General features: G+C 39.0%; 10 protein-coding genes. 4 read left to right on the forward strand and 6 right to left on the reverse strand.

The genetic code is table 11. The features are described 5' to 3' along the window. Positions 1-141: 141 nt before the first annotated feature. The gene (locus tag QOL76_RS12900; RefSeq protein WP_283413381.1) at positions 142-1,584 is read right to left on the reverse strand and encodes a M20 family peptidase; all 1,443 of its coding nucleotides are present in this window, start codon (positions 1,582-1,584) and stop codon (positions 142-144) included. A 196-nt stretch (positions 1,585-1,780) separates the two neighbouring features. On the opposite strand from QOL76_RS12900, the gene QOL76_RS12905 reads away from it, so the two are divergent. Both QOL76_RS12905 and QOL76_RS12910 read left to right on the forward strand, forming a co-directional pair. Beyond that, positions 1,781-2,035 carry a hypothetical protein gene (locus tag QOL76_RS12905; RefSeq protein WP_283413382.1) on the forward strand — a complete coding sequence of 85 codons (255 nt, stop codon included), beginning with the start codon at positions 1,781-1,783 and terminating at the stop codon, positions 2,033-2,035. Positions 2,036-2,156: 121 nt separating this feature from the next. Next, positions 2,157-5,000, forward strand: a complete 2,844-nt coding sequence (locus tag QOL76_RS12910; protein WP_283413383.1) for a M16 family metallopeptidase — start codon at positions 2,157-2,159, stop codon at positions 4,998-5,000. 134 nt (positions 5,001-5,134) lie between these two features. On the opposite strand, the gene QOL76_RS12915 is transcribed toward QOL76_RS12910, so the two are convergent. Further along, positions 5,135-7,180 carry a glutamine--tRNA ligase/YqeY domain fusion protein gene (locus tag QOL76_RS12915; protein ID WP_283413384.1) on the reverse strand — a complete coding sequence of 682 codons (2,046 nt, stop codon included), beginning with the start codon at positions 7,178-7,180 and terminating at the stop codon, positions 5,135-5,137. A 253-nt stretch (positions 7,181-7,433) separates the two neighbouring features. Here QOL76_RS12915 and QOL76_RS12920 point away from each other — a divergent pair, with 253 nt between their 5' ends. Then, positions 7,434-8,954: a GH3 family acyl-acid amido synthetase gene (locus QOL76_RS12920; protein ID WP_283413385.1), complete on the forward strand. Its 1,521-nt coding sequence runs from the start codon at positions 7,434-7,436 to the stop codon at positions 8,952-8,954. On the opposite strand, the gene QOL76_RS12925 is transcribed toward QOL76_RS12920, so the two are convergent. The 3 genes from QOL76_RS12925 to QOL76_RS12935 form a co-directional block, all read right to left on the reverse strand. Next, positions 8,938-9,603: a M48 family metalloprotease gene (locus tag QOL76_RS12925; protein ID WP_283413386.1), complete on the reverse strand. Its 666-nt coding sequence runs from the start codon at positions 9,601-9,603 to the stop codon at positions 8,938-8,940. The two genes, QOL76_RS12920 and QOL76_RS12925, sit on opposite strands and share 17 nt — an antisense overlap. 272 nt (positions 9,604-9,875) lie before the next feature. Then, entirely contained in the window at positions 9,876-10,091 is a 216-nt protein-coding gene (locus QOL76_RS12930; RefSeq protein WP_283413387.1) for a hypothetical protein, read from the reverse strand. Between the two features lie 126 nt (positions 10,092-10,217). After that, the gene (locus tag QOL76_RS12935; protein WP_283413388.1) at positions 10,218-10,706 is read right to left on the reverse strand and encodes an Hsp20/alpha crystallin family protein; all 489 of its coding nucleotides are present in this window, start codon (positions 10,704-10,706) and stop codon (positions 10,218-10,220) included. Positions 10,707-11,165: 459 nt separating this feature from the next. Between QOL76_RS12935 and QOL76_RS12940 the strand changes: the two genes are divergently transcribed. Next, entirely contained in the window at positions 11,166-11,999 is an 834-nt protein-coding gene (locus QOL76_RS12940) for a prohibitin family protein (RefSeq protein WP_283413389.1), read from the forward strand. A gap of 128 nt (positions 12,000-12,127) precedes the next feature. Here QOL76_RS12940 and QOL76_RS12945 read toward each other — a convergent pair whose 3' ends face one another. Further along, positions 12,128-12,883 carry a sulfite exporter TauE/SafE family protein gene (locus tag QOL76_RS12945; RefSeq protein ID WP_283413390.1) on the reverse strand — a complete coding sequence of 252 codons (756 nt, stop codon included), beginning with the start codon at positions 12,881-12,883 and terminating at the stop codon, positions 12,128-12,130. Positions 12,884-13,132 lie beyond the last annotated feature (249 nt).

The following is a 13,132-nucleotide window of genomic DNA, read 5'->3' on the forward strand; positions in this document are numbered from 1 at the left end:
CAAAAAAGGATATCTTAAACTTAAGAATTGGGGCCGCTTCAGCCTCTCCCACCAGTGCGGGAGCCATCGGTTATCGTTCTTCCGGCCATATAAGCAAAGAATCTAAGGTGAATGGCACTATCGCGTATATTCATTGTATAATTAGCTCTCATTGAACTTTTTCATCAATTGATAGGTAAACTGAATAATTTCTTTGTAGTTCTCTTTTGATATTTTCTCATCAATTCCATGAAATCTTGTCATAGACTCTGAAGTAATACGGAGCGGGTAATATCTGTACACATCCTCAGAAATCTTATAAAAATATCGAGCGTCAGTTCCACCACCAATTAAACCAGGTACCACCACCGTTTCAGGAAAGACAGACCGAACTGTAGCTTCCAAAAGTTTATAGGAATCTGAATCAATTCGCGAAGAAGGGGATGGATTAGTTAAAAAGCCTGATTTCTCTACTCGAACTTTATCACTGATGGTACTCTCTATATGTTTCTGAACCGACTCAATTGTTTCTCCCTGAAGAATTCTAAAATTGATAGTAGCCTCTGCAACTGTTGGAATCACATTATTTTTAACTCCTCCATCGATGATAGTGGCAGCTGTGGTGGTATGTGAATTTAGCGCTTCCAAAATAGGCCCTTTCAATAGCCATAGATTAGCAAAGGCAACTTTCTGAGCAAATGGCATCTCAGGGCCTAAATATTCGAGTTGGTATCGAACAGGATCTACTAATCTGTATGGTCGTTGATTATTTTCTAAGTCTACAATAGCTTGAGCAAGCATACCAATCGTGTTCTCTCGTGGCGGAGCAGAACTATGACCTCCATTTGTCTCGACAATTAATCGAAAAGATGCAAATCCCTTTTCTGCAACATTGATCATAGATACAGGCTGATCAATTCCCGGAACCATTCCTTCAGCTATCATTCCTCCTTCATCTAGGGTGAAGGCAGCACGAATTCCTTTCTCTTCTAAATAATCGGCAATTTTAGCTGCACCATTTGTTCCACCAACTTCCTCATCGTGACCAAAAGCAAAATAAATCGTTTGGTTTGGGACAAAACCTTCTTTAATAAGTATCTCGGCGCTTTCTAATAAAGCAATAAGAGATGATTTGTCGTCCATAGTACCACGGCCAATAATATGATCTTCCGTGATTTTACCTTCAAATGGTCCCGCTTCCCACATATTTAATGTAGGCACATCTACCGGTACTACATCTTGATGTGACATCAAAATAATTGGTTTTTTTGTAGGGTCAGCACCTTCCCAAGTATAAAGGAGGCTGTATTCACTGATTTTAGTAAGCGACATTGCCTCATGCACCAATGGGAAAGTTTCCGCCAAAAAAGCATGAAAACCGCTAAATGCTGCAGAATCAGGGATGGCCTCTTCACTGAAAGATATCGTCTTAAATCGTATGGCCTTCGATAAATTTTGAAAAACATTTTCTGAAATTTCGACTACCTGAATAGGCTGTGGTTCTACCTGTTTAGACTCCATCCTAAGTGCATTAAAAATCAAAATGGCACCGAGAAGGATTACCAATACAAATAGTCCTAAAAATATTTTTCCGATTTTCTTCATGTGAAATAGTGTTGAGATTTGGGATAATAGGTTGAATATAAGAAAGTAGACTGAATTCTCTTAAATTGAATTTAATCCTAAAATGCACGGGGTTACAATCTCACATTCAGATAATCAGAATCTATTCTGGATATTTTAAGATCTTTAGCCTACTTGCACAGCAAAACTGAACACAGAAATCATTTGAATTACACTTATGTTTGACGGTCCTGATTATCCCAAATCAATCACTGAAGAAGAGTTTGAATCCTGGTTGGAAGAGGGTAGAACTAGTAAAATCAGCTACCATTTTTTGCTGATTGTATGGAATGTATATGATGAAAAGTACAATCCCGTCTTTGTGGAAACTAGAGATGAAATAGGAAATTATGAATTATACCCCGATGCTAGAGGTTCCGAAGGATTGATAGCAGTCTATGATCTCTATTCTGAAAGTAGAGTTGGTCTCTAAGATTAGCTGTAAAATACCATATAACTAATATATGTTTTAGGTGAATTTTGCCGATCAACACACAACTAGTGGATTCGAGTTAATATTTCTATTATTTAGCTGTAAGAAAACCTCCCTATCTATGTTAAAAAGAATCACCTCACTTGTTCTACTTGTTATCCTTAGCACTGCCTGTAGCAAAAAGTCTGAAAAAGCTCCTCAGGAGTTTAATGTAGAATTTGAAAAATTCAAGCTAGACAATGGTCTCGAGGTGATTTTTCACATTGATAAATCAGATCCAGTGGTGGCTGTTTCACTCACTGCTCACGTGGGGTCCGCTCGTGAAAAAGAGGGTCGAACTGGCTTTGCGCATCTTTTCGAGCACCTGCTTTTTCTAGAATCAGAAAACTTAGGTAAAGGTGGATTGGATAAAATGACAGCTAGAATAGGAGGCTCTGGAGCAAACGGTTCAACGAGTCGAGACAGAACGAATTACCTTCAGACTGTTCCGAATGATGCATTGGAAAAAATGATATGGGCAGAAGCAGACAAACTAGGTTGGTTTATCAATACTGTAACTGATCCTGTTTTGGCCAAAGAGAAGCAGGTGGTGAAAAATGAAAAAAGGCAGGGCGTGGACAACCAACCCTACGGCCATACTTCTTATGTGATTGACAAGAATCTATATCCTGAAGATCACCCTTACAATTGGCAGGTAATCGGCTCATTAGAAGATTTGCAGAATGCGAAATTGGAAGACGTAAAAGAGTTTTTTAGAAGATGGTACGTTCCAAATAACGTTACGCTTACAATTGCTGGTGATTTTGACCCAAAACAAGCGAAAGAATGGGTGAAAAAATATTTTGATGAAATAGCCGCTGGTGAAGATATAGCCCCACTTACACCAAGACCAGGGAAAGTAGAGACCATCCAAAAACTTTACCATGAAGATAATTTTGCCCGCCTTCCTGAACTGACCATGACTTGGCCTACAGTGGAGCAATATCATGCAGACTCCTATGCTCTGGATGTGCTTACTGATTATCTATCCAATGGAAAAGAGGCTCCACTCAATGTAGTTTTGGTAGATGATAAAAAACTAACATCTAATGTCAGGATGTACAATAGAACTTCAGAATTGGCTGGACAAGCGCAACTTGCTGTTCGCGCATATGCTGACAAAGATTTGGATGAAGTAGCTGCCGCCATAGAAATGGCTTTCGCCAAATTTGAAAAAGAGGGCATCTCAGAAAAAGACCTAGCACGAATAAAAGCTGGACAGGAAACACGGTTCTACAATGGACTTTCAAGTGTTTTAGGTAAAGGAGTACAGTTGACTCAATACAATATTTTCGCTAAAGATCCTGGCTTTATCAATCAGGATATTCAAAACATTTTATCGGTGAATACAGAAGACGTGACGCGGGTTTTCAAAAAATACATTTACGGTAAGAATTACATAGCTACCAGCTTTGTGCCCAAAGGAAACTTAGAAGCTGGACTCCAAGGATCTAAGAAAGCTGAAGTAGTAGAAGAGCAAATCGTACAGGGTGCAGAAGAAAGCTTTGATCCGTCGATTCAAGCTGAATACGAGCGTGCACCATCCACTTTTGATAGGTCAGTTGAGCCTCCATATGGCAAAACACCTGAGGTGACCATTCCTTCAGTTTGGGAGGATTCACTTGCTAATGGCTTACAGGTATATGGTATTGAAAACCATGAAGTTCCATTGGTTCAATTTAATATGATAATTGATGGAGGGCAATTATTGGACGATCCTAATCAAGTAGGAGTGGCCAATCTTTTGGCACAGTTGATGACAAAGGGTACCCAAACCAAGACAACTGCTGAATTGGAAGACGCGATAGATCAATTAGGAGCCTCAGTGAATGTATATGCAACTACAGAGAATACAACTATAGCCGTAAATACATTAAGTAGAAACTACGATCAGGTGATGGAATTAGTAAAGGAAATCATTCTGGAACCAAGATGGGACTCACTGGAATTTGAATTGGCAAAACAATCTACCATCAGCCGTATCCGACAGCTGGAGGCAAGCCCCAACATGGTAGCCCAAAATGAATTTAATAAGTTGATCTATGGAGAGGGTAATATTCGTTCTCAAAACATTTTAGGAAACATTAAATCTGTGGAGTCGATAACTCTAAATGATCTGAAAACCTATTATGATAACTATATTTCTCCATCCGTAACCCGAATGCATGTTGTTGGTGATTTAGGGAAAGTGAAAATCATTGCATCACTTCAGGATATGATAACTGCCTGGGAAAGTAAGGACGTGAGTATTCCTGCTTATGATGCTCCCTCAAGGCCAGAAAATGCACAGGTTTATTTTTATGACATCCCTGATGCAAAGCAATCAATGCTACAGTTCGGGTATCCAGCGATGACTTCAACCCATCCAGATTATTACCCTGCGGTGGTAATGAATTACATCTTGGGAGGAGGAGGATTTGCTTCCAGACTAACTCAGGAACTACGTGAAGGCAAAGGATATACTTATGGAATTAGATCTTCATTTTCCGGTGGAAAAGTGGCCGCTCCATTTACTATTACTAGCGGTGTGCGAAGCAACGTTACGTATGAGTCTGCTCAATTAGTAAAAGATATACTATCAGATTATCCTTCAACTTACACTTCTCAAGATCTGGAAACTACTCAAAGCTTTATGATCAAAAGCAATGCTCGAGCTTTTGAGACGACTGGGGCAAAACTGAATATGCTAGAGAATATCAGTGAGTTTGGATGGGATCCAGGCTACATGAAGGATAGAGAGAAAATAGTGAATGAACTGACTGTGGAGAGAATTCAGGAATTATCAGAAATGTACCTTGACCCAAACAAGATGATTTGGCTGATCGTAGGCGATGCCAAAACACAATTTGCTGGTCTTGAAAAACTAGGCTTTGGGAAGCCAATTCTTATTAATGCAGAGAAGGTGTCAATGGGCGTGGATAAGTAGGAACGTAGTTGCCATGGTTGCAAACCTGACCATTCTTCACCTGTAGATTAACAAAAAAATCGCTCGTCGAATTTTCACGACGAGCGATTTTTTTACCTACACTTCGACACTGCAAAGTCTATCAGAAATTAATTTTAAATTTTCTTCGCTTCAGCAACCAATTCTTCATTTCCATCTGACAAGCCGGCTTCTATAAAAGCATCAATTTCAGCATTTCTCTCCTGTCCATGGGCTAACAGGACACCCAATGTAATCATTGCTCCTATTCGAGTCCCAACTTTCTTAGCAGCTGTGTTGAATAGGGGAGCCAATTCTTCATAGCTCACTTCCTCAGCCAATTTCGCAATATCTGCTCTAGCTGCGGCAAGCTTATCACCGGATAGATTCGTGTATTTCTTGGAGATTTTCTGAATCTCATTGATAGCAGAGCGCTGCCCTTGAGCCTGTCCGCCTGCATTGTTCTGCTGTTTTACGGGTTGATTTGGCGGTGCAGCAGCTACCGGAGCCTGTTTTGCCCATGAATCCCTCAAACCTACCGTTTTATTAAAAACAAGGCTTTCTGAAGAAGATTCCTTATCCAAAGTAAAGTAACCAAGTCTCTGAAACTGAAACTTATCATCAAGGTTTGCATCCTTAAGAAAAGGTTCTAGATAGGCCTCTTTGATTACTTTGAGAGAGTCTGGATTTACGAATTCCATAAAATTCCTGTCCTCATGACTGTCTGGAGCTTCGTCCAAAAACAGTCTATCGTATTCTCTAACTTCCGCTTTTATTGCATGCTGTATAGATACCCAGTGAAGCGTCCCTTTTACTTTTCTCGTGCTAGCTTCAGTTCCAGATCCAGATCTTGAATCCAAGTCAGCAGTACAATGAATCTCAGTAATATTGCCCGCAGCATCTTTAACTACTGACTCACCTTTGATGATGTAGGCACTTTTCAATCGTACCTCATTTCCCAAAGTCAAGCGGAAAAACTTACTTCCTGCTTCTTCTTTGAAATCTTCTCTTTCTATATATAATTCACCACTAAATGGTAAATCATGAGTTCCTGAATTTGGATTTTCCGGATTATTTTCAGCGGAAAGTATTTCAGTTTTCCCAGCTGGATAATTGGTGATTACTAACTTCACGGGATCTAAAACCCCCATCACTCGAGTTGCAGTTTTATTCAAATCCTCTCGAATGCAAAATTCCAACAGAGAAACATCTGTTACAGAATCACGCTTGGAAATTCCGGAAACATCAGAGAATTTACGGATAGATTCAGGCGTATAGCCTCTTCTTCGTAGACCAGAGATAGTCGGCATACGAGGGTCATCCCATCCGGTTACAGTTTTGGTTTGAACCAATTCAAGAAGCTTTCTCTTGCTCATGACTGTATAACTGAGATTTCTTCGGGCAAATTCTCTCTGCTTTGGTCTCAGTTTGGTAGGGTCATAGATTTGATCCAAGAACCAGTCGTACAGCTCCCGGTGCATTTTGAATTCCAACGTACAAAGAGAGTGGGAAATCTGCTCTACGTAATCAGACTCACCGTGAGCCCAATCATACATTGGATAAATACACCATTCAGTGCCAGTACGATGGTGCGCTTTCCTCACAATCCTATAAAGAATAGGGTCCCGCATCAACATATTGGAAGAGGCCATATCAATTTTCGCACGAAGAACATAGCTACCTTGCTCAAATTCTCCAGCCTTCATTCTTTCAAATAAATCTAGATTTTCCTCAACTGATCGATCACGAAAAGGACCAGCCACTCCTGGAGTTGTAGGCGTTCCTTTTTGCTCGGCCATAGCTTCTGCAGACTGTTGATCCACATAGGCTTTCCCTTCTTTGATCAGTTGAACCGCCCAGTCATATAGCTGTTGAAAGTAGTCTGAAGAATAACATTCTGTAGCCCATTGAAATCCAAGCCATTGAATATCACGCTTGATTGCATCTACATATTCCTGTTCTTCCTTACTTGGATTAGTATCATCAAACCGAAGATTAACAGGAGCATTATGCATTTCTCCCAATCCAAAATTCAGGCAAATAGAAGCAGCATGGCCTATATGTAAATACCCATTCGGCTCAGGTGGAAAGCGAAAACGAAGTTTCTCCGGAGAAAAGCCTGCTGCTAGATCGTCAGCAATGAGTTGTTCTATGAAATTGAGTGATTCTTTTTCTTCTGTCATGGGTGAAAATTGAATTTCAAAATTAAGGCAAATGACTTGAAAAGCAATTAATGAAAACGAGAGAGGTGGGAAAGTGGTAAAGTTCTAATGAATTTAAATTTGAAAGATTACAAAATGTAAATAGCAGGCCCTATATGACCAGAATCCGTAAAACAAAAATCGTAATACTTAAATGAACTATGATGTGCCTGCTTATTTTTCATTAGCAACCGAGGCATACTGTTTGTTTATTTCCTCTGAAAAATAAACGAACATGGCCATCATAGGAAAGCTTGTAAAAGCCGGATTAGAAATAACATCAAAACTTACTTTAGGAGAGGATAGTCCAAGGATTTCTCAAGAGAAGCAGCTGAAAGAACTCTTAAACCAAGCTAAAAATACTGCCTTTGGGAAGTATTATGGATTTGAAGATATTCTGAAATCAGATGATCCAGTCTCAGCATTTAGAAAAGAAGTCCCAATATTCAATTATCAGACAATGCATGAGCAATGGTGGGTGAGGCAAGAGCGATTGAATGATATCACTTGGCCAGGCAAACCAGATTTCTTTGCACGTAGCAGTGGCACTACTGGGAAAAGTAGCAAGAGAATACCTATAACCAAGGAATTCATGTCCTCCATGAGGTCAGTAGGATCTTCTATGATCAACTCTCTTCATGAATTTGATTTCCCCGAATCGCTTTTCGAATCTGAAGTCTTAATGTTGAGTAGTTCTGCAAATTTGGATGAAAATGAAAAGGGTTTCAAAGAGGGAGAAATCTCTGGAATCAATGTGAGTAATTTCCCCGATTGGTACGACATTTTCTACAGACCGGGAAAAGACATAGCAGCTATTTCTGATTGGGATCAACGCGTAAATGCAATTGCTGAACAAGCTCCCGAATGGAATATTGGAGCAATTGCTGGAATTCCATCCTGGGTATTACTGATGCTACAGCGGATTATAGAGCGACATCAACTAAATACCATACATGAGATCTGGCCAAACTTTCAAGTGTATGCCTCCGGAGGAGTTGCATTCGAGACTTACAGAGAAGACTTTGAAGCGGTTTGCAAAACACCAATTAAGGTTTTGGATACCTACTTGGCATCAGAGGGATTTATCGCCTACACATGTAAGCCAGAGACAATGGCGATGAAATTGGCTTTAACTCACGGCTACTTTTTTGAATTTATCCCCTTCGATGAACGAGGAATAAACGAGACGGGGGATCTATTGAGCGACCCATTAGTATTGGGGATAGATGAGGTAGAAATCGGAAAAGAATACGTGTTGATTTTGAGTTCCTGTGCTGGAGCCTGGCGATATGCTATAGGAGATGTGATCCGATTTGAAAGCCTAACTCCACCACAAATTAAAATCACAGGAAGAACGAAATTCTTTCTAAATGTAGTTGGATCTCAGCTTTCGGAAGAAAAAATGGACAAAGCTATTTTAGAATTAGCTGAAAAAAATAAGACCTCTATAAACGAGTACATGGTGGCTGCTGTTAAAAATGAAGATGGTGAATACATTCATCAGTGGGTGCTAGTAGGTGAGGTGAAATCGGATGCGTTAGCTGAGAAATTGGATGAGATATTGAAAGCAGCTAATAAAAATTATGCTGTAGCCCGTTCCAAAGCGCTTAAGGGAATCAATGTAAAAGTGATATCAAAAGATCAATACACCAATTATTTAGCATCTACGAGTAAGAAAGGTGGACAAACCAAAACTCCGAAAGTAATGACAAGCGAAAAAATGAATTCCTTACTTGAGTTTATATCTCAACCTTAGGCAATACAGGCACAAGCTCATCTGGACAAAGTTCGGCACCACGGATTGACATATAATACCTTTTGATCTGGTCTTGATAATCTGGGGAAATAAAATCATTCTCAAGAATATATTTCTTAGCTGCAATCACATCTTTTCGGAAGCCATGTCGAATAGCTATGCTATCCGCTTCATGTTCACGCTCACGTTTATATTTGTCTGACAAAACATATCGGATACCATATGCGATCATACCAGCGTTAGAGTGATTTTCATAATCGACTATATGGCCAAGCTCATGCGCAAACCAACCACGTAAAACATTCTCAGGTAAATCTGCAATGTAGAGATCGTCTGAATCAAGTACTTTTTCGGCTACATCTAACTTATACTGTCGATTTTTTCCAAAAATATCACTGAGATTAATCACTGGCTGAGCCTGCATAGTAGAGCTACTAAGACTGCTCTGGATCACATCAAAACCATAGTTGTGGAGTTCTTTGTATTCCTGCCATACATCAAGAAAAACATTCTTGATATTAGCATGAATGCCTGGAGAAAAATTGGGAGTGTCTGATTGAAGGGTAGGGGTTTGAAGAGATTTGAAGGTAATTACACCCAAAACTATAATAGCTAATGCTCCTGCTAAAACTTTCTTTTTGTGTTGCATAGCAAAGGTGCATCAAAGAACGTTCCAGAGGAGGATTATCAATTGTAATGGTTTTTTATACTAATTTTTGTTATGGTAACAAACCCGTCTCAGTCGCATGGATATTCTAGCGAAAAAATGAGCTTCCATAAAATGAGCCTCATTAGCTTCGGCCTGCAGCAGCACAGGCCGAGAAAGCCAAGAGGGAAACCGAATCCCAGAAATTAGTAATTATGATAATTGGGTTTTATGTCCTGATTATATCTGACAGGACCTGTATAATAACCATCATTCTAATCTACAACTCGATCAGTTTTCCTATTGTGAAGTGGATAGCCTTTGATTTTATGCTCTAACCCACTAGTGATTAGCCAATAATCCAACTCTTTGGATTCAGATCCATCAAGAATAGACTGTGCTTTTTTATATTCCTTTTCCAACAGATGGACATCAAAGCTTACTTTTTCAAGGATGGTCTTATAGTAGTTAAGAAATGATCCTTTTTTCATCTTAGACTAATTTTTGAAATTAAAACAACATGTTAGTTATAACAGAGGAATATTTAATTTTTATTAGACTACCGAGTCCGGTAAACTAGGGTAGGGCAATCTCGATTAAGGTTGCCCAATCCCCATTTAAGATATCTGTATTGTTTTAACCGGCTTCTTTTTCGCTTCTTCACGTTTAGGGATAATTAAGCAAAGAATCCCGTCTTGGTAGGTAGCTTCAATCTTTTCATTTTCTACCGTATTTGGCAAATAAAATGTTCGTCTAAAAGATTGATAACTGAACTCTTTGCGTGCATACCGTGCCGGTTCGTTAAAGTTATCCTCCGATTCCGAAGAAATTTCAGCCTGAATGCTCAAGGTATTATTATCCAGCTCAACCTTGAAATCTTCTTTTTTCATTCCTGGAACAGCCATTTCAACTTTGAAATCATTTCCGGTTTCGATGATATTTACACTAGGGAGCGTATTTTGTCGGGTATCTCTTCCAATACCAGCTGCATCTAGCCAATCAAAAAGCCCTCTAGAAGGAAAGTCATCAAAAATACTAGTAACAGGGCTATAACCGTTTCTTTTCATTAATGTGTTCATTGCTTTTACGTTTTTAAGGTTTAACAAATACACTTACTTGATGGCTGATCCTGTTGAGTTTTACAACAAGATGCAGAATCAAGAAATTAACAAATTGAATCGCGATTCGAGCACATAAAAACAAGTTAAATGCCAAGCGTTTTGAAGGATGAACGTTGTCACTTTTCCCGAAAAAATGTCAGAAATAGCGATTATATGGTAGTATATAATGTCAGTTTTTCATTCTGCAATCCTTCATTCTGACATTTTTCTTTTACCATAGAGGTAGAGGACACAAGAAAGAATGTAGTTAAGTATTTTATAAGGGAATAATCAATCCAGAATACCGGAAATAGTTGAACGGAATTTTATTTATATCCAAGAATATGAATCTTATCAAGTTTAATTCTAAAATCTGGAAGAATGGGTGGATATTAAGGAGCCAAGTAAGGAATAGGTTATTCTTTGTGTGTGTGAGAAAAGGAATAAAACTTAAATAATCAAAATATGAGTGAATTTAACAGTGTAATTGAAAAAAGACCCATTAGGAAATTAGTTATTGCTGGAATAGTGGTGATCATACTATTTATTTTAAAACCGTGGGTGCAGATTGGTGCTGGAGAGCGTGGAATAGTTTTGAACTTTGGAGCAGTACAAGACCAAGTATTAAGTGAGGGTATTCACTTTAAAATCCCTGTGGTTCAGACTATAGAGATTATGGATGTCAAAATCCAAAAAGCAACAACTGATGCCGCTTCCTCTTCCTCAGACCTTCAGGATGTAGATATGTCGGTAGCTTTGAATTACCATGTAATTCCTGAGGAGGCAAATTTAGTTTATCAGACAATTGGAGTTCAATTCAAAGATAGAATCATAGATCCTGCCATTCAAGAGGTAATGAAAGCGGTCTCAGCCCGTTATACTGCCGAAGAATTAATTACAAAAAGGCCAGCGGTTAGCTCAGAAATGAGAGAGGCTTTGACTACTCGTTTACTAGAATCTAAAATAGCCGTAGATGCATTCTCAATAATTAATTTCAGCTTTAGCCAGACATTTACCGATGCAATAGAGGCAAAGCAGACAGCAGAGCAAAATGCCTTGAAAGCTAAGCGGGACTTAGACAGAATCAAGGTAGAAGCAGAGCAAACCATTGCTGCAGCTACTGCAGAGGCGGAGGCTTTAAGATTGCAGAAAATGAATATATCCCCTGATTTGATTGAGTTGAGAAAGATAGAGGCCAATCTTAAAGCAATTGAAAAGTGGAATGGTATCCTGCCTGAGGTTACCGGAGCTGGTGCTATTCCATTAATTGGAGTAGGAGAGGCAGCGAAAAGAAACTAAATAAAAAATTGGAAAAAGAGGACTGATGAGAAGTTTATAGATTTAACCAGTTGTGGTGAATAGTTACTCAAGGCTACCGGGTGGTTTCATTCGGTAGTTTTTTTATCCAAGGCTGAGTTAAATCCAATTTATTTAAACAATATAATAACCGCGCCCAAAGCTGTTAAAATCAGTATCATCTTTCTGAAAAAGGCTTCATCGATCATCTTTATTAGTTTTATTCCCAGTACAAATCCTAGGATAATTGCCGGTATCAATTTCAGATCCAGGAGTAGAGTTGCCTCTGAAATAGTATCCCAGAAGAAAATATGAAAAGGCAATTTGAACACATTGATAATCAGAAAAAGCCAAGCTGCTGTACCTATAAAATGGTTTTTTGGCAGACGCATAGCCAAAAAGTAAATATTAGAAATAGGGCCAGCCAGGTTGCCAACCATAGTCGTAAAACCTGCTAAAGTTCCAACTCCACTCGCAAAAGCCCAGTGCGTGGGGACTTTCTCTACTTTTTTCTGATCCCACCAAACGATAATAGCCAAGACTAAAAAAATAATAATGGCCATAGCGATTTTAAAAGTTTGCTCAGGAAGATCCATCCCGATCCAACTTCCCAGAACAATCCCTAAGATCATCCAGGGTAGAAATTTAGCCACATATTTCCATTGCGTATGACGATTGTAATAGATAACAGCTAACACATCAGCAAAAACTAAGAGCGGCAAAACGATTCCTGTGGATTGTTTCGCTTCAAAGGCTATAGCCATGAAAGTCACATTGATAATCGCTATACCCTTGATTCCAGCCTTGGATAATCCGATGACAAAAGCCGCTAAAAAACTAAGAATCCATGATGTGGTACTGATTTCTGATGCAATAGATAAAAACATAGGTATGATCACAAACGAAAAGCTAAAGTATTACTGATTGCCAAACATATAAAAATCAACTGAAGTACTTGTACGATTTAACCTTAGAATTCCTGAGCCATAATTAAATAGGATTAGCATGTATTGCTGGATTTGGCTCCTTTCAGTTATCAAACTCAATACTGCAGATTACAATTTCAGGCAATTGGGGCAAGGAAGAGCAAAATATTTCAGGTGTTAGAAAAAGATTGTTTTGGTTTGAACCTAGCG

Origin of the sequence: Algoriphagus winogradskyi, from assembly GCF_900182815.1 — a bacterium.
GTDB classification, from domain to species: Bacteria; Bacteroidota; Bacteroidia; order Cytophagales; family Cyclobacteriaceae; genus Algoriphagus; species Algoriphagus winogradskyi.

Coding starts and splice junctions, on each gene's coding strand:
- QOL76_RS12905 (WP_283413382.1), top strand. CDS start 1,781: ATGTTTGACGGTCCTGATTATCCCAAATCAATCACTGAAGAAGAGTTT.
- QOL76_RS12920 (WP_283413385.1), top strand. CDS start 7,434: ATGGCCATCATAGGAAAGCTTGTAAAAGCCGGATTAGAAATAACATCA.
- QOL76_RS12910 (WP_283413383.1), top strand. CDS start 2,157: ATGTTAAAAAGAATCACCTCACTTGTTCTACTTGTTATCCTTAGCACT.
- QOL76_RS12900 (WP_283413381.1), bottom strand. CDS start 1,584: ATGAAGAAAATCGGAAAAATATTTTTAGGACTATTTGTATTGGTAATC.
- QOL76_RS12925 (WP_283413386.1), bottom strand. CDS start 9,603: ATGCAACACAAAAAGAAAGTTTTAGCAGGAGCATTAGCTATTATAGTT.
- QOL76_RS12930 (WP_283413387.1), bottom strand. CDS start 10,091: ATGAAAAAAGGATCATTTCTTAACTACTATAAGACCATCCTTGAAAAA.
- QOL76_RS12945 (WP_283413390.1), bottom strand. CDS start 12,883: ATGTTTTTATCTATTGCATCAGAAATCAGTACCACATCATGGATTCTT.
- QOL76_RS12915 (WP_283413384.1), bottom strand. CDS start 7,180: ATGACAGAAGAAAAAGAATCACTCAATTTCATAGAACAACTCATTGCT.
- QOL76_RS12940 (WP_283413389.1), top strand. CDS start 11,166: ATGAGTGAATTTAACAGTGTAATTGAAAAAAGACCCATTAGGAAATTA.